The sequence below is a fragment of the Mycobacterium shinjukuense genome, from assembly GCF_010730055.1.
Lineage (GTDB): Bacteria > Actinomycetota > Actinomycetes > Mycobacteriales > Mycobacteriaceae > Mycobacterium > Mycobacterium shinjukuense.
This window is the reverse complement of record NZ_AP022575.1, coordinates 1,925,024-1,940,640: the sequence shown is the minus strand read 5'-3', so window position 1 is coordinate 1,940,640 and position 15,617 is coordinate 1,925,024. Positions and strand designations below refer to the sequence as shown.

Here is a 15,617-nt window from a genome sequence, read left to right as displayed (position 1 = left end):
AGTATTCGAACATGCGTTCGAGTAGCCGGGAGGAGATTGTCGCGGTGTTCGACGCCCTCGACACCGCCCTTCACCGGGCCCTGGACCTCTCGATCGACACCCTGACCACCCCCGAATGCCTGGCCATGCTGGAACGCTGCGAAACGCTGCGCCGCCGCCTGCCCGCCGTCGAGCACCCGTTCATCAACAGGCTCGCCGACCAGGCCGACCCGAGCGAACTGGGCGGCAAACTCCCCTTCGCGTTGGCCGAGCGGTTGCGCATCACCCGCGGCGAGGCAGCCCGGCGCATCGGCGAGGCCGCCGAGCTGGGGCCGCGGCGCGCGCTGACCGGAGAGGTGTTGCCGCCGCTGCTGACGGCCACCGCCGAAGCCCAACGCGCCGGGCGTCTCGGACCCGACCATGTGCGGATCATCCGCGCCTTTCTGCACCAGCTGCCCAGCGGGGTGGACCTGCCCACCCGGGAGAAAGCCGAAGCCGAACTGGCTCAGTTGGGTGGCCGGTTTCGGCCCGACCAGCTGCACAAGCTGGCCGCCAAACTCGCCGACTGCCTCAACCCCGACGGCAATTTCAGCGACACCGACCGGGCCCGCCGCCGCGGCATCATCCTCGGCAAGCAGGGCGCCGACGGCATGTCGGCGATCACCGGCTACCTCACCCCCGAAGCCCGCGCCACCCTCGATGCCGTGCTGGCCAAGCTGGCCGCCCCCGGCATGGCCAACCCCGCCGACCCCACCCCCTGTGTGGCCGGCACCCCGTCACAGGCCGCCATCGACGCCGACACCCGCAGCGCCGCCCAGCGCAACCACGACGGCCTGCAGGCCGGGCTGCGGGCGCTGCTGTGCTCGGGGGAGCTGGGCCAACACAACGGGCTGCCCGCGGCGATCATCGTGTCCACCAGCCTGGCCGAGTTGCAATCGGCTGCCGGGCACGCGCTCACCGGCGGCGGCAGCCTGCTGCCGATGAGCGAGGTGATCCGGCTGGCCGCCCACGCCCACCACTACCTGCGCATCTTTGACCACGGCCGCGAGCTGGCGCTCTATCACACCAAGCGGCTGGCCTCCCCGGCCCAGCGAATCGTGTTGTACGGCAAGGACCGCGGGTGTTCCTTTCCCAATTGCGATGTGCCGGGCTATCTCACCGAGGTGCACCATGTGACCGATTATTCCGAGTGCCGGGAGACCGATATCGACGACCTCACCCAGGCCTGCGGCCCCCACCACCAACTGGTCACCAGCGGGGGCTGGAGGACCCGCAAACGCAAAGACGGCACCACCGAGTGGATTCCGCCGGCCCATCTTGACCATGGACAACCCCGCACCAACAGCTACTTCCACCCCGAAAAACTCCTGCACGACCACGACGACGAGGACGACGACCCGTGAGACCGACACCAGCGATAAGTGCAGGCGCACAACGTGGTTCGCCGAGCCGGACGACCGGTCGGATGATGTGCGACCAGACCGCCGCCAACCACATCGGCTCAGCGCGGCGCTATCTCGGTGACGACCGTCAAGCTCCACCTGTCGAGCCATGGCTGCACGAGCTCGGCGACCGAAAACGTCGCCGGGGTCGAGCACCCGGGATTGGGGTCGTCGGGACGTCCACCGCGGATGTGGATACCGACCGCGGTTGCGGTGCCGTCGCTGTGGATGAGGTACACCGGCCCGCCGGAATCGCCGCACTGGCTGGCCGCCAGGAACGCCACCTTGCTCTCGGTGACGTCGGTGATCTGCCCGCATTCGGCAGTGCCGGTGCGCATGCCGAACTTGCACAGCTGCTGGCCGACTCGCAGGTCGGAGGTGACGCCGGTGACCGGTAGCGATGCGGCGATCGCCGACGTCCGCGCGACCTTGTCGGAATCGAGCAGGATCAGGCCGATATCGTGCGCTTCCCCGCGAAGTCCCTCGCTGACCGTTTGGCCAAACGTCCCCACCGTCACGTAGCGGCCGGTTCCGGCGTTCATCGATGTCTTGCTCGCCTGGCCGGGCTTGTTGCAGTGACCGGCCGTGAGAACACCACTTTGACCAGCCCGCGTGCGCACCAAAAACCCTGCCGTACAACCCATTCCCCCAGAGCCGTCGGCATAGATGACGGCGATGCCGGTGCCCGGGCTGAGGGCGCTTGCGGCCGGCAGGGGGATGAGCGGCCGCGCCGGCTTGGGCGTCCTGCCCGGCATCCAGAGTGCCGCGACAAATGCGGCCGCGCTCAGCAGCGCGGCAATCGACAGTCGCCAGCTATACATTGTCGGACGATCGGGCGGGAAGTGGTGCACATCGGTGCCCGCGAACACGTATTCCCGCGGCTCACGATCCCGCCTGACCCGGGTGGCCAGGACGGGCCACACCGCCACCGCCAGGCACAGCAGCGCCCCGGCCAGCAGCACGACGATGCGAGCGAGCGACGGCTGCGACGCCAAACTCCCGGTCATGATCTCAGTCGTCGCCGGGGACGGACACGGAACACGTGATGCCGGGCGCACGACGAATCCGCCGGTCCAAGGTGACTAACGGCGCAGCCAGCATCTCCGCGAGCGCCACGTATGCGGCGTCGTAACTGGACAACGTGGCGCGCAGCTGCCATGCACGCGTCGAAAGCACGTCGTATGGCCACAGATCGATCGCCAGGTCGACCAGATCGACGTGCGCTTGAGCCGCCTGGTCGGCACTGATGGTCCCGTTGAGTTCCTGTCGCGCAATGATGTTGGCGCACTCATACGGCAGCAACGTCGGCGCGTACAGATCGGCGTCGGCCATCCGGTGCGCGGCCCAGCGGCCGTCGTCACCGGAATCGAGCAAGGCGGCCACCACCGCGGATGCGTCGCAGACGATCCGGTCGCTCACCGGCGATCGGCGTCCTTTGCGGCCAGAATGGTGGCCGCGTCCACGCGCACGCCGGTCGAGTTCACGCGCGCACGGGCACGGGCGATGACCGTTTGGGTCGTCGGCTTGTCCGCGGTCGCGATGAGCAGTCCGCGCAGGTATTCCTGCAGTGACTGCCCGGCTTGCGCGGCTCGCGCCGCCAGCTCGTCGCGGACCTTGTCGGGGACGTCACGTACCGTGATGGCCACCATGCATGCATAATAGCAGCAACGCAGGCATAATAGTGCACCGCGATGCGGATGGCGTCAGTGCGTGACGGCCGGCTCGCGGACGGGCTCGTCGGCCTCGCACGGCGACGCGCGGTGGTGCTGGCGCCGATGGTGGCGGATCTCGAAGAACAGCCCAGCCAACCCCACGGCGCCGGTACACACCGACGCCAGGATCAGCAGCGGGTTGCCATCACCGGCGAGTGCGTCGCCCAGGATCACCACGGCGGCGGTTCCCGGGAGCAGACCGCCCAGCGTGGACAGCGTGTAGGGCAGCACCCGCACGCCCGATGCGCCGGCACCATAGTTGAGTGCCGCAAACGGTACGGCAGGGATCAACCGCAACGACAAAATCGTGGGCCACCCCCGCTCGCGCAGACGCTCGTCGAGCCGGTCGACCGCGCGATGGCGCACCAGGCGGTTGAGCCGCCAGCCGGCCGCGCGCACCAGCAGCATCGCGATCAACGCGCTCGCCGTGCTGGCGGTCACCGCGATCAGCACACCCCCCAGCGGCCCGAACAGCAACCCGGCGGCCACGGTGAACACGGTGCGGGGAAACGGCACCACCGTGGCCACGACGTGCACCAGCAGGAACGCCACCGGGAACCAGGGGCCCACCGACGTCGCCCAGTCGCGCAGCTGCACCGCCGTGGGGAGCGGGACCAGCAGGGCCACCGCCAGCAATGCCGTGATTCCCGCCACCGTGCCGACGACCCGCGGCAGCGATAGCTGACGCGCAGCGGCACCCAGCGCGAGTCCGATACTGCGCGCGGCATCGGTGCCTTTGCCGATGGCGGGAGCCGTCACGTCTGCCAAGGGTACGGGGCGAAGGTGAATATCTCGTTTCCCCAGGCTGGCGTTTCTCGTCACACTCGGGTGTCGATCCGCGGCCCTGGCCGCCGAGCCAAGGGGGTCAATCAATTAGCCTGATTAGTTAGGTGGCAACCCCGAAGCAACCCGAAACAACGTCGTCAAGTGCTGCGGAAATAGGAGCGGTCGGTGTCCGTTGACGTACCCGAGCTCGCCGAGCTAGAACAGGTTCGCCGGCGATGGCGCCGCGCGGTGGCCGGCGTGCTTTCCCAGAGCACCCGAAGCGATCCAGCCGAGCTCGGCGACCAACCCGAGCGGCTGCTGAATTGGCCAACCTACGATGGTTTCGTCATCCGGCCGCTCTACACCGCCTTCGACGAGTTGCCGGAGGCCCCGCTGCCGGGGGACTGGCCGTTCGTACGCGGCGGTGACGCGGCGCGCGACGTCAAGTCCGGGTGGAAGGTTGCCGAGGCGTTTCCGGCCAACGGCGCGACGGCCGGTGATGCCAACGCGGCGGTGTTGGCCGCGCTCGGTGACGGGGTCAGCGCGCTGCTGATCCGGGTGGGGAAGTCGGGCGTGGCGCCAGGCCAGCTCGAGGCGCTGCTGGCGGGGGTGTACCTGAACCTGGCACCGGTCATCCTCGATGCCGGTGCCGACTACCCGGCGGCGAGCGAGGTCATGCTGGCGCTGGTCGCGAAGCTGGCTCGCGACCAGCGCACTACGTTGTCGATCGACCTGGGCGCCGACCCGCTGACGGCGGCGCTGAGCGGGCGTCCCGCCCCGGCGATCGAGGAGGTCACCGCGCTGGCGTCCCGGGTGGTCGCCGAGCCAGGCGTGCGGGCGATCACCGTCGACGGACCCGGCTTCCACAACCTGGGCGCCACCGCGGCCTGGGAACTGGCGGCCACCGTCGCGGCCGCGGTGACCTACCTGCGGATCCTTAGCGACGCCGGGATCTCCACCGGGCAGGCCCTACGGCAGATCAGCTTCCGCCTCGCCGCCGATGACGACCAGTTCATGACGCTGGCCAAGATGCGGGCCATGCGCCAACTGTGGGCCCGGGTCGCCGAGGTCGCGGGTGACCCGGACGCCGGAGCAGCCACCGTGCACGCGGAGACCTCGCTGCCGATGATGACCCAGCGTGACCCGTGGGTGAACATGCTGCGCTGCACGCTGGCCGCCTTCGGCGCCGGCGTCGGCGGCGCCGACACCGTGCTGGTGCATCCGTTCGACGTGGCGATCCCGGGCGGCCTTCCGGGCACCTCGGCCGGTTTTGCGCGCCGGATCGCCCGCAATACCCAGCTGCTGCTCTTGGAGGAGTCGCACGTCGGCCGGGTGCTCGATCCCGCTGGCGGGTCGTGGTTCGTCGAGGACCTCACCGAACAGTTGGCGCAGCGGGCCTGGCGACATTTCCAGGCCATCGAGGCCCACGGCGGATTCGTCAACGCCCAGGATTTCCTGGCCGACCAGCTCGGCGAGCTCGCGGCGCGCCGCGCCGAGGACATCGCACACCGGCGCATCGCGATCACCGGCGTCAACGAGTTTCCGAATCTTGCCGAACCCCCGGTACCGCCCAGCGATCCGGCCGTCACGCCCGCCGGTGCAGGCACCCTGGTGCGCTACGCCGCTCAGTTCGAGGCGTTGCGGGACCGGTCAGATGCCTACTTGGCCCGCACGGGTACCCGACCGAAGGTGCTGTTGTTGCCGTTGGGGCCGCTGGCCGAGCACAACACCCGCACGACGTTCGCGACGAACCTGCTGGCCTCGGGCGGCGTCGAGGCCAGCAACCCGGGAACGGTCGATGCCGCCGGTGTCGCCCACGCCGTCGCTGAGGCGGTTTCGGATGCCGCGTCGCCCACCGCGGCGGTGATCTGCGGCACCGATCGGCGCTACCGAGACGAGGCCGCGGGCGTCGTGCAGGCTGCCAAAAACGCTGGAATAGCACGGGTCTACCTGGCCGGACCGGAGCAGGCGCTGGGGGACGCCCAGCCGCGGCCCGACGAGTTCTTGACCGCGAACATCGATGCGGTCGAAGCCCTGTCGAACCTGCTCACCCGGTTGGGAGCGTAGCCGCCATGACGACGAGCACACCCCTCCCGGCCAGCCTGGCAGGCAGTTTCGCTGATGTCCCGTTGCACGGTGACCGCAGCGTGCCGCCGCCCACCGAAGCCGCCGTGGACAGGCATGTCGCGGCTGCCGCCGCGGCCCACGGATACCCGCCCGATCAGTTGCCCTGGCATACGCCGGAAGGCATCGTCGTCAAACCGGTGTACATCGCTGCCGACCGGCGCGCCGCCGAGGCCGACGGCTACCCGCTGCACAGTTTCCCCGGCGAGCCCCCGTTTGTGCGCGGCCCCTATCCCACGATGTATGTCAACCAGCCGTGGACCATCCGCCAATACGCCGGATTCTCCACCGCCGCGGACTCCAACGCGTTCTACCGCCGCAACCTGGCCGCCGGCCAGAAGGGGCTGTCGGTGGCCTTCGACCTGGCCACCCACCGCGGCTACGACTCCGACCATCCCCGGGTGCAGGGCGACGTCGGAATGGCCGGGGTGGCAATCGATTCCATCCTCGACATGCGGCAGCTGTTCGACGGGATCGACCTGTCGGCGGTAAGCGTGTCGATGACGATGAACGGCGCGGTGCTGCCGATCCTGGCGCTGTATGTGGTCGCCGCCGAGGAGCAGGGGGTGTCGCCGGAGCAGCTGGCCGGCACCATCCAGAACGACATCCTCAAAGAATTCATGGTGCGCAACACCTACATCTATCCGCCAAAGCCGTCGATGCGGATCATCTCCGACATCTTCGCCTACACCAGCGCCAAGATGCCGAAGTTCAACTCCATCTCCATCTCCGGCTATCACATCCAAGAAGCCGGTGCCACAGCCGATTTGGAGCTGGCCTACACCCTGGCCGACGGCGTCGACTACATCAAGGCGGGCCTGGACGCCGGCCTGGACATCGACAGCTTCGCGCCCCGGTTGTCCTTCTTCTGGGGCATCGGGATGAACTTCTTCATGGAAGTCGCCAAACTGCGGGCCGGCCGGCTGTTGTGGAGCGAGCTGGTCGCGCAGTTCGCGCCCAAGAGCGCCAAATCCCTTTCGCTGCGTACACATTCGCAAACCTCGGGGTGGTCGCTGACCGCCCAGGACGTTTTCAACAACGTGGCCCGCACCTGCATCGAGGCGATGGCCGCGACCCAGGGGCACACCCAGTCGCTGCACACCAACGCGCTGGACGAGGCGCTGGCGCTGCCCACCGACTTCTCCGCCCGGATCGCCCGCAACACCCAGCTGGTGCTGCAGCAGGAGTCGGGCACCACCCGGCCGATCGACCCGTGGGGGGGCTCCTACTACGTGGAGTGGCTGACCCATCGGCTCGCGCAGCGGGCCCGAGCCCACATCGCCGAGGTCGCCGAGCACGGCGGCATGGCGCAGGCCATCAGCGACGGCATCCCCAAGCTGCGCATCGAGGAGGCCGCCGCGCGCACCCAGGCCCGCATCGACTCCGGTCAGCAGCCGGTGGTCGGCGTCAACAAGTACCAGGTGGCCGAGGACCACGAGATCGAGGTGCTCAAGGTGGAAAACAGCCGGGTGCGCGCCGAGCAGCTGGCCAAACTGCAGCAGCTGCGGGCGAGCCGGGACCAGGCGGCGGTGCGGGCCGCCCTGGCGGAACTGACCCGCGCCGCCGCCGCCCCCGGGCGCGCCGGGCCCGACGGGCTGGGCAACAATCTGCTGGCCCTCGCGATCAACGCGGCCCGGGCCAAGGCCACCGTCGGCGAGATCTCCGACGCACTGGAGCAGGTCTACGGCCGTCACCAGGCGGAGATCCGTACCATCTCCGGGGTCTACCGTGACGAAGTCGGAAAGGTCCCCAACATCGCAGCCGCAACCGAGCTAGTGGAGAAGTTCGCCGAGGCCGACGGTCGCCGGCCCAGGATCCTGATTGCCAAGATGGGTCAGGATGGCCACGACCGCGGTCAGAAGGTGATCGCGACGGCGTTCGCCGACCTCGGTTTCGACGTCGACGTCGGATCGCTGTTCTCCACCCCCGAGGAGGTGGCCCGCCAGGCCGCCGACAACGACGTGCACGTGGTCGGGGTGTCCTCGCTGGCCGCCGGCCACCTAACGCTGGTGCCGGCGCTGCGTGATGCGTTGGTTGCGGTGGGTCGACCCGACATCATGATCGTGGTCGGCGGCGTCATCCCCCCCGGTGACTTCGACGAGTTGTACGCCGCGGGCGCCGCCGCCATCTTCCCGCCCGGCACGGTGATCGCTGACGCCGCCATCGGCTTGCTGCACAAGCTGGCCGAGCGGCTGGGGTACGCGCTGGACTAGCGCGGGCGATCCATTGACCCGAACCCGTTGCGACCGTCATTCCGCGTCGGCTAGTCTCTGCTTCGACCTTGGGGCGTGGAGGGTGAAATTGGCGGTGCCGACTAATCGACGCTGGGCAGCGCGGGAATCCGCGTGAAATACGCTCAACTCGCCGACAAACGCGCGCGGGTGTACGTATTGGTGTCGACCTGGTTGGTCGTCTGGGGTGTCTGGCATGTGTATTTTGTGGAAGCTGTTTTTCCGAATGCCATCCTGTGGTTGGAGTATTACGCGGCCAACTATGAATTCGGATTTGTACGTCGCGGGCTCGCCGGCGAACTGATCCGCAGGTTGCCTGGCGATCATTTCTTCGCCGGTGCCTATACGATTCTGTGGATGTCCATCACGGTGTGGCTGATCGCCCTTGCCGTCGTGATGTGGCTGGTTCTTTCCACGGGCACCAGGTCCGAGCGCAGGATAATGCTCGCCCTGCTCGTTCCGGTGCTGCCCTTTGCCTTTTCTTACGCCATTTATAATCCGCATCCGGAACTCTTCGGGATGACCGCGCTGGTGGCCTTCAGCATCTCTCTGACCAGGGTCCACACCCCTCGAACCCGGGTGGTGCTCGGTACGCTGTACGGAATCGCGATGGCCGTGCTGGCGCTGGTACACGAAGCGATTCCACTGGAATTCGCGCTCGGCGCGGTGCTCGCCATTGTCGTTCTGTCGAAGGATGCGACGCCCGCCGCACGGCGAATCTGTACTGTGTTGGCTATCGGCCCGGGGATCGTCTCAGTATTGTTGCTCGCTGTGGTGGGGCGTCGCGATATCGCGGACCAGTTGTGTTCCCATGTCCCGCACGGGATGGTCGAAAATCCGTGGGCGGTGGCAACGACACCGCAGCGAGTTCTCGATTACATGCTCGGTCGTGTCGAGAGCCGCGCGGACTACCACGACTGGGTGTGCCAGTATGTGACCCCGGGGTTTAACCTCGACTGGATTACCTCCGCAAAGCTGGTAATCATGGTTGGCTTCCCCGCACTATTCGGTGCGTTCCTTCTCGGGTTGCTGTTCTTCGTTGCCACGACTTGGATGATCCGCTATGTCTCCGCCGTTCCGGTCAGAACCTTCCTTGCCGAACTGCGCGGCAATCTGGTGTTGCCGGCGCTGGCATCGGCATTGCTAGTTCCGCTGTTCATCACGGCCGTCGATTGGACTCGCTGGTGGGTGATGATCACACTCGACGTGGCCATTGTCTACATCCTGTACGCGATCAACAGACCAGAGATCGAGCAACCGCCGTCGAGGAGAAACGTGCTGGTCTTCGTCTGCGTTGTGCTGGCGCTGGCGGTGATACCGACCGGGTCCGCCAACAACATCGGCGGCTGAGGCACCCCGGGGCCACTCGACGGCGGGCACGGTGACGTAGGCCAACCGCCGCTGGCATGCTAGGGACTCGATGACATCCCAAAACGACGACACGGTAGCGGAATTGGCCACGGCGGTGCGCGGCGGCGACCGCGCCGCGTTGCCGCGGGCCATCACGCTGGTGGAGTCCACCCGAGCTGACCACCGGGAGCAGGCGCAACAGCTGTTGCTGACATTGCTGCCGGATTCCGGAAACGCCCACCGGGTCGGCATTACCGGCGTGCCGGGCGCGGGCAAGTCGACCACAATCGAGGCGCTCGGCATGCACCTGATCGGGCGGGGGCATCGGGTCGCGGTGCTGGCGGTCGACCCGTCGTCCACCCGCACCGGCGGATCGATTCTCGGCGACAAGACCCGGATGTCGCGGCTGGCAACGCATCCCGACGCCTACATCAGGCCGTCGCCGACCTCGGGCACCTTGGGCGGTGTGGCAAAGGCCACTCGGGAGACGATTGTCTTGTTGGAGGCGGCCGGTTTTGACGTGATCCTGATCGAAACCGTCGGTGTCGGCCAGTCCGAAGTTGCGGTGGCCAACATGGTCGACACCTTCGTGTTGTTGACCCTGGCCCGCACCGGCGATCAGTTGCAGGGCATCAAAAAAGGTGTGTTGGAGCTCGCCGACATCGTGGTGGTGAACAAGGCCGATGGCGAGCACCGGAAAGAGGCGCGGCTGGCCGCGCGGGAGCTTTCCGCCGCGATGAGATTGATCCACCCACGTGAAACGCTTTGGCGGCCACCGGTCCTCACCATGAGCGCGGTGGAGGGGAACGGCCTGGCGGAATTGTGGGATGCGGTCGAACGGCACCGCCGGGTGCTCACCGAGGCCGGCGAGTTCGCAACCCGTCGGCGCGATCAACAGGTCGACTGGACCTGGCAGCTGGTTCGCGACGCCGTGCTGGACCGGGTGCTGTCCAACCCGGCGGTGCGCAAAATCCGCGCCGAGCTCGAACGTCAGGTCCGGGCGGGGGAGCTGACCCCGGCTCTGGCGGCCCAGCAAATACTGAAGATCGCGACGTCCTAACGGAAAGGTAAATTAATCTGTGTTTGCCAGTAGGTCCTGTGAAATCCACGTAAATTTGCAAGCGTGAAGGTTGACAACGGAGTCGATCGCCGCGTAGTTCCTGTCCGAGATGGCCCTGACGCAGGCCATCGCGTGTTCGGCGCGGCGGACTCACATTTTGCTTGCGTCGTCCGTGCCTTTTCGAGCATGTTCCCCGGGCGCCGGCTCGGCGGCGGGGCGCTGGCGGTCTATCTCGACGGGCAACCCGTCGTCGACGTGTGGAAGGGGTGGGCTGACCGGGACGGCAAGGTGCCGTGGTCGGCAGATTCCGCCCCGATGGTGTTCTCGGCCACCAAGGGCATGACCGCCACGGTCATCCACCGGCTGGCCGATCGGGGGCTGATCGACTACGAAACCCCCGTTGCCGAGTATTGGCCGGCGTTCGCGGCCAACGGCAAGTCCGCACTCACCGTTCGCGACGTGATGCGGCACCAAGCCGGCCTCTCCGGACTGCGCGGCGCGACGCAGGAAGACTTGCTGGATCACGCGGTAATGGAAGAGCGGCTGGCGGCGGCGGCGCCCGGACGGTTGCTGGGCAAACCGGCGTATCACGCGCTGACGTTCGGCTGGCTGATGTCGGGCCTTGCCCGGGCGGTCACCGGAAAGGACATGCGGGTGTTGTTCCGCGAGGAACTCGCCGAGCCGTTGGACAGCGACGGCTTTCACCTGGGCCGGCCGCCGGCCGACGCGCCGACGAGGGTCGCCGAGGTCGTCATGCCGCAAGATATCGCCGCCAATCCCGTCCTTACCTGTGTGGTGCGCAGGGTCGCCCATCGGTTCTCCGGCGGATTCCGCTCCATTTACTTCCCCGGCATCATCGCGGCCGTCCAAGGCGACGCACCGTTGCTGGACGCCGAGATCCCGGCGGCCAACGGAGTCGTGACGGCCCGAGCGCTGGCCCGGATGTACGGAGCGATTGCCAACGGCGGAATGATCGACGGCAGCCAGTTCTTGTCACCGGAGCTGGTCGCCGGCCTGACCGGCCAGCGGCGAATTCGGCCCGACCGGAATCTCCTGGTGCCCTTGAATTTTCACCTGGGCTACCACAGCGTGCCGATCGGGAACGTGATGCCAGGGTTTGGTCACGTCGGGATGGGCGGCTCGGTCGGCTGGACCGATCCCAAGACCCGGGTGGCGTTCGCCTTGGTGCACAACCGGCTGCTGACCCCGTTGGTGATGACCGACCACGCCGGTTTCGTCGGTATCTACCACCTGATCAGGCAGGCCGCCGCCAAGGCCCGCAAACGCGGATACCAGCCGGTGACCGGTTTGAGAGCGGCCTTCTCCGAGCCGGGAGCCGTGGCGGGCTGACCGCTGCGACTACGAATCTTCTAGGCGGAAGCCGACTTTCATCGTCACCTGGACATGTCCGATACCTCCGTCCACCAGGTGGCCACGAATCGACTCCACCTCGAACCAGTCCAGGCCGCGCATCGTCTGCGCCGCCCGGGCCAGCCCGCCGCGGATGGCCGCGTCGACGCCGTCGGGAGAGGTCCCGACAATCTCGATCACGCGGTAGGTGTGGTTGCTCATTGCGTCGCTCACCTTCCCTTACACGGATAGTGGCTGACCAGGGTAGTCCGCCGTGGCCGCGGGGTGGGGGAATTTGCGCCAGGTGTTGTCGACCCCTAACGACGTCTGGAAAGCCGCGCCGATACGAACGGCAGTGGATTAAGCTGCCAGGCGGCTTGTGGCCAGCGGCGAGCCTGGCTCTTGCTCCCTTTTGCGGAGACGGGGGCCAACGTAGTGAAACGACTTGTGTCCCATACCACCGTGGTATGGCGCTGTGCAGACGAAATCTGGTGAGTCGTCTACACCAGCGACACGGCGCGAACCAGTTGAGGGGCGAGCTGTCGGGCACATACGGATATTGAGCAAACGCGATAGCGCTTCAGCGGTCAGGGCCGCCCGCGCTATGTATGTGACTTCTCGTCCCAAGTGTCGGCGGCGCTGCGCCGGAACGAGAAATATCGGTGGCCGAAGTAGCTCAGCAGCGTGGTGCACGCCACGATGATTACTTGCGCGGGGATGCGGTGTAGGCCCAGCTCGACCAGCACGGGCAAGGCGACAATGTTGATGGCCCCCGCGGTGAGGTAGACACTCCAAAAGCGCACAAGGTCACGCAGCACATGGCCGCGGACGTGAAAAACGAACCGCCGATGCATCACGAACGCGGACAGCACGGCCAGCACATGCGTGATGATGACGGTCACCAGCGACCCGGCCACCGTGCCGTATCGGTGGTCGATCGCCTGGCCTATGGTCTCCGAACAGGCGATGAAGATCGCGAAGCCGATGACGGTGTTGATCCCTCCAACCACCAGAAATGCCACGCGCTGGTCGTGGATGAGCCGCATCAGCGGCCCCGGCGGTGCGGCTTCGGGCGGCAGGTCGAATTCAGTCATTCGAGGCCTTCGAATGTGGTGATCTGCTCCCGGGTCAGGGTAAGCGGGTCGGCGCCGGCGTACACGCGCCGGTGCCAATCGATCGTCCACGCCACGGCGTCTCGGAAGCCGAGCCGATTGCGCCAGCCCAGTTCGCGCCGCGCCTTGGAGGCGTCGAGGGCCAGCAGGTTCGCCTCGTGGGGATGGTTCCCGCTGTCGAGCTCCCAGTGCGCGCCGCCGCCCCACAGTTCGGCGGCCAGCGTGGCCACCTGGCCGACCTCGACGAAGCTGTCGCGGCCCGGCCCGAAGTTCCACTGGCCTAACCCGGAACCGGCCAGCAGCGCGTCGGCAAGGGTGAGGTAGCCGTTGAGGCAGTCGAGGACGTGCTGCCACGGCCGCACCGCGCCAGGGAACCGCAGCAGCGGCGCCCTGCCGTCCGCGAAGGCGGCCACCAGGTCGGGCATCAGCCGCTCGGGGCTGACGTCGCCGCCGCCGATGACGTTGCCGGCGCGGACGATGGCGGTGGGAGCGCCGGGAAAGCTGCGAATCCAGGACTGGGCCAGCAGATCGGCCATCGCCTTCGACGCGCTGTAGGGATCGTCGCCGCCGAGTGGGTCGGTTTCGACGTAACCGGCCTCCTGGTCGGTGTTGCGGTAGACCTTGTCGGTGGTGACGACGAGGTGCGCGCGCACCGACGGGGTGGCGGCGACGGCCTCCAACACGTTCAGCGTCCCGAAGGCGTTGGTCTCGTAGGTGTAGCGCGGGTTGCGATACGACTCGCGAACCAGCGACTGGGCGGCCATGTGCACCACGACATCCGGGGCCACCGCCGACACCGCGGCGGTGGTAGCCCCGGCGTCGCGGATGTCCACCCGCAGATCGGAAACAAGCAGGTCGGCAAGCCCCGCCCGGTTGAACAGGCTACCGCCGGCCGGGTCGAGGGCCAGACCGGATACCCGGTGCCCACGGTGCAGCAGCAGCAGCGTCAGCCAGGGTCCTTTGAACCCGGTATGCCCGGTGATCAAATAGTGCACGGCTACCGCGCGGCCCGGGCCATGTATTCCCCGATCGAATCGGCCACGAAGTCAAGCATCGGCCGGGTCAGGCCCGGGAACGTGCCCACCCAGAACGTCCGGTTCATCACGATGTCGGTGTTGGTCAGATCGCCCACCATCCGGAAGTCGACGTCGCGGTAGGCCGGCTGCTTGACCAAGTTGCCGGCGAACAACTGGCGGAAGCCGATCTTGCGCTCGTCGAGGAACTGCATGAACTTGGTGCGGTCCACCGGATGCTCGGGATGGAGGGTGATCGGGAAGCCGAACCACGACGGGTTCGACTTGGCCGTCGCAACCGGCAGGATGAGCCCCTCGATGCCCGACAGCCGCGCGGTGAGGTAGTCGAAGTTCTCCTTGCGGGCCTGCACGAACCCGTCGAGCTTGGCCAACTGCGATAGCCCCAGCGCGGCCTGCATGTCGGTGGCCTTCAGGTTGTAGCCGATGTGGCTGTAGATGTACTTGTGGTCGTAGCCCTTGGGCAGATCCCCGAGTTGCCACTCGAACCGCTTCTGGCAGGTGTTGTCCTTGCCCGGCGCGCAGTAGCAGTCCCGGCCCCAGTCTCGAAACGACTCGACCTGCTTGCGGACCAACGCCGACTTGACGAACACGGCGCCACCCTCCCCGGTGGTGATGTGGTGCGCGGGGTAAAAGCTCACGGTCGCGGTATCGCCGAAACTGCCGGTTCGTTTGCCGTCGTAGGTCGAACCGAGCGCGTCGCAGGAGTCCTCGACCAGCCACAGGCCATGTTGGTCGCACAACTCCTGCACCGTGTCCAGATCGAAGGGGTTGCCCAGGGTGTGCGCCATCATGATCGCCCGCGTCTTGGGCCCGACGGCCTCGCGCAGCCGCTCCGGAATGGCGTCGTACGTGCCCAGCTCGATGTCGACCACGACCGGGCGCAGCCGGTTCTGGATGATCGGGTTGACGGTGGTGGGAAATCCCGACGCCACGGTCAGCACCTCGTCACCGGGTTCCAGCGGCCGCTTGCCGAACCGTTTCTTGTTCTTGCCCAGCTTGGGGCTGGTCAGGGCGCTCAGCGCACACAGGTTGGCGCTGGACCCGCTGTTGACGAAGACCGCGTCGCGGGCTCCCACGTAACGGGCGAGCGCACGCTCGAAGAGCGGATGGAACCGGCCGGCGGTCAGCCAACCGTCCAACGACGCGTCGACCAGCGCGGCGAAATCCTCCGGGTCCAGCACCTTGCCCGACACCGGGACCGGCGTGACGCCGGGGACGAACTCGGATGTCGCAAGCTTGCGCTTGGCGTAGTCGCGAACCGCCGCGAGGATGTCCTCGCGATCGTCCTCGAGCCCGTCCTCCGCTAACCCATCGGTACCGATTCGTGAAATGAGAGATCTCCTCGAGCGTGTGCGATTCCTATAGTATGCGGCGGCCCCGAAAACCCCGCCGGGCCGTCGCGGCATTGCTAGTGTGTCACCTGGGGCGATGCTCCGTCAGCGATTTTCGTGCCGGGGG

At 67.3% G+C, this 15,617-nt stretch carries 14 protein-coding genes; 6 read left to right on the top strand and 8 right to left on the bottom strand.

The window, feature by feature from the left end:
• The first annotated feature begins 11 nt into the window (after positions 1 to 11).
• Complete coding sequence (locus G6N20_RS08470) at positions 12 to 1,382, top strand: HNH endonuclease signature motif containing protein (RefSeq protein WP_163662900.1); 1,371 nt, start codon at positions 12 to 14, stop codon at positions 1,380 to 1,382.
• Positions 1,383 to 1,480: 98 nt separating this feature from the next.
• Here the strand turns inward: G6N20_RS08470 and G6N20_RS08465 are convergent, their stop codons facing one another.
• From G6N20_RS08465 to G6N20_RS08450, 4 genes are read right to left on the bottom strand one after another with little or no spacing between them, the layout of a single operon-like run.
• On the bottom strand, positions 1,481 to 2,428 hold the full coding sequence (locus G6N20_RS08465; RefSeq protein WP_083051064.1) for a S1 family peptidase: 948 nt from the start codon (positions 2,426 to 2,428) through the stop codon (positions 1,481 to 1,483).
• Between the two features lie 4 nt (positions 2,429 to 2,432).
• A complete protein-coding gene (locus G6N20_RS08460; protein WP_083051067.1) occupies positions 2,433 to 2,840 on the bottom strand; it encodes a type II toxin-antitoxin system VapC family toxin in 408 nt (135 codons plus the stop codon).
• Complete coding sequence (locus tag G6N20_RS08455) at positions 2,837 to 3,070, bottom strand: FitA-like ribbon-helix-helix domain-containing protein (protein WP_083051069.1); 234 nt, start codon at positions 3,068 to 3,070, stop codon at positions 2,837 to 2,839. The genes G6N20_RS08460 and G6N20_RS08455 overlap by 4 nt, the downstream gene beginning before the upstream one ends.
• 54 nt (positions 3,071 to 3,124) lie before the next feature.
• A complete protein-coding gene (locus G6N20_RS08450) occupies positions 3,125 to 3,892 on the bottom strand; it encodes a TVP38/TMEM64 family protein (RefSeq protein ID WP_083051072.1) in 768 nt (255 codons plus the stop codon).
• Between the two features lie 192 nt (positions 3,893 to 4,084).
• Here G6N20_RS08450 and mutA point away from each other — a divergent pair, with 192 nt between their 5' ends.
• The 5 genes from mutA to lipL all read left to right on the top strand — a co-directional run bounded on the left by mutA (position 4,085) and on the right by lipL (position 12,013).
• Positions 4,085 to 5,965: a methylmalonyl-CoA mutase small subunit gene (mutA, locus tag G6N20_RS08445; RefSeq protein ID WP_083051075.1), complete on the top strand. Its 1,881-nt coding sequence runs from the start codon at positions 4,085 to 4,087 to the stop codon at positions 5,963 to 5,965.
• A 5-nt stretch (positions 5,966 to 5,970) separates the two neighbouring features.
• Positions 5,971 to 8,235: a methylmalonyl-CoA mutase gene (gene scpA, locus G6N20_RS08440; RefSeq protein ID WP_083051078.1), complete on the top strand. Its 2,265-nt coding sequence runs from the start codon at positions 5,971 to 5,973 to the stop codon at positions 8,233 to 8,235.
• A 111-nt stretch (positions 8,236 to 8,346) separates the two neighbouring features.
• Positions 8,347 to 9,603 carry a hypothetical protein gene (locus G6N20_RS08435; RefSeq protein WP_232065517.1) on the top strand — a complete coding sequence of 419 codons (1,257 nt, stop codon included), beginning with the start codon at positions 8,347 to 8,349 and terminating at the stop codon, positions 9,601 to 9,603.
• Between the two features lie 70 nt (positions 9,604 to 9,673).
• A complete protein-coding gene (meaB, locus tag G6N20_RS08430) occupies positions 9,674 to 10,663 on the top strand; it encodes a methylmalonyl Co-A mutase-associated GTPase MeaB (RefSeq protein WP_083051083.1) in 990 nt (329 codons plus the stop codon).
• A gap of 63 nt (positions 10,664 to 10,726) precedes the next feature.
• Positions 10,727 to 12,013 (top strand): esterase/beta-lactamase LipL, encoded by a 1,287-nt coding sequence (gene lipL / locus G6N20_RS08425; RefSeq protein WP_083051086.1) that lies wholly within the window; start codon positions 10,727 to 10,729, stop codon positions 12,011 to 12,013.
• 9 nt (positions 12,014 to 12,022) lie between these two features.
• Here lipL and G6N20_RS08420 read toward each other — a convergent pair whose 3' ends face one another.
• The 4 genes from G6N20_RS08420 to rfbH all read right to left on the bottom strand — a co-directional run bounded on the left by G6N20_RS08420 (position 12,023) and on the right by rfbH (position 15,565).
• Positions 12,023 to 12,235: a dodecin gene (locus G6N20_RS08420; RefSeq protein WP_083051089.1), complete on the bottom strand. Its 213-nt coding sequence runs from the start codon at positions 12,233 to 12,235 to the stop codon at positions 12,023 to 12,025.
• 380 nt (positions 12,236 to 12,615) lie between these two features.
• The gene (locus tag G6N20_RS08415) at positions 12,616 to 13,107 is read right to left on the bottom strand and encodes a GtrA family protein (RefSeq protein ID WP_083051092.1); all 492 of its coding nucleotides are present in this window, start codon (positions 13,105 to 13,107) and stop codon (positions 12,616 to 12,618) included.
• Positions 13,104 to 14,120 (bottom strand): CDP-glucose 4,6-dehydratase, encoded by a 1,017-nt coding sequence (rfbG, locus tag G6N20_RS08410; RefSeq protein ID WP_083051095.1) that lies wholly within the window; start codon positions 14,118 to 14,120, stop codon positions 13,104 to 13,106. The genes G6N20_RS08415 and rfbG overlap by 4 nt, the downstream gene beginning before the upstream one ends.
• 2 nt (positions 14,121 to 14,122) lie before the next feature.
• Entirely contained in the window at positions 14,123 to 15,565 is a 1,443-nt protein-coding gene (rfbH, locus tag G6N20_RS08405; protein ID WP_232065470.1) for a lipopolysaccharide biosynthesis protein RfbH, read from the bottom strand.
• Between the last annotated feature and the right edge of the window lie 52 nt (positions 15,566 to 15,617).

Coding starts and splice junctions, on each gene's coding strand:
- G6N20_RS08465 (WP_083051064.1), bottom strand. CDS start 2,428: ATGACCGGGAGTTTGGCGTCGCAGCCGTCGCTCGCTCGCATCGTCGTG.
- G6N20_RS08415 (WP_083051092.1), bottom strand. CDS start 13,107: ATGACTGAATTCGACCTGCCGCCCGAAGCCGCACCGCCGGGGCCGCTG.
- G6N20_RS08470 (WP_163662900.1), top strand. CDS start 12: ATGCGTTCGAGTAGCCGGGAGGAGATTGTCGCGGTGTTCGACGCCCTC.
- rfbH (WP_232065470.1), bottom strand. CDS start 15,565: ATGCCGCGACGGCCCGGCGGGGTTTTCGGGGCCGCCGCATACTATAGG.
- G6N20_RS08455 (WP_083051069.1), bottom strand. CDS start 3,070: ATGGTGGCCATCACGGTACGTGACGTCCCCGACAAGGTCCGCGACGAG.
- scpA (WP_083051078.1), top strand. CDS start 5,971: ATGACGACGAGCACACCCCTCCCGGCCAGCCTGGCAGGCAGTTTCGCT.
- meaB (WP_083051083.1), top strand. CDS start 9,674: ATGACATCCCAAAACGACGACACGGTAGCGGAATTGGCCACGGCGGTG.
- G6N20_RS08420 (WP_083051089.1), bottom strand. CDS start 12,235: ATGAGCAACCACACCTACCGCGTGATCGAGATTGTCGGGACCTCTCCC.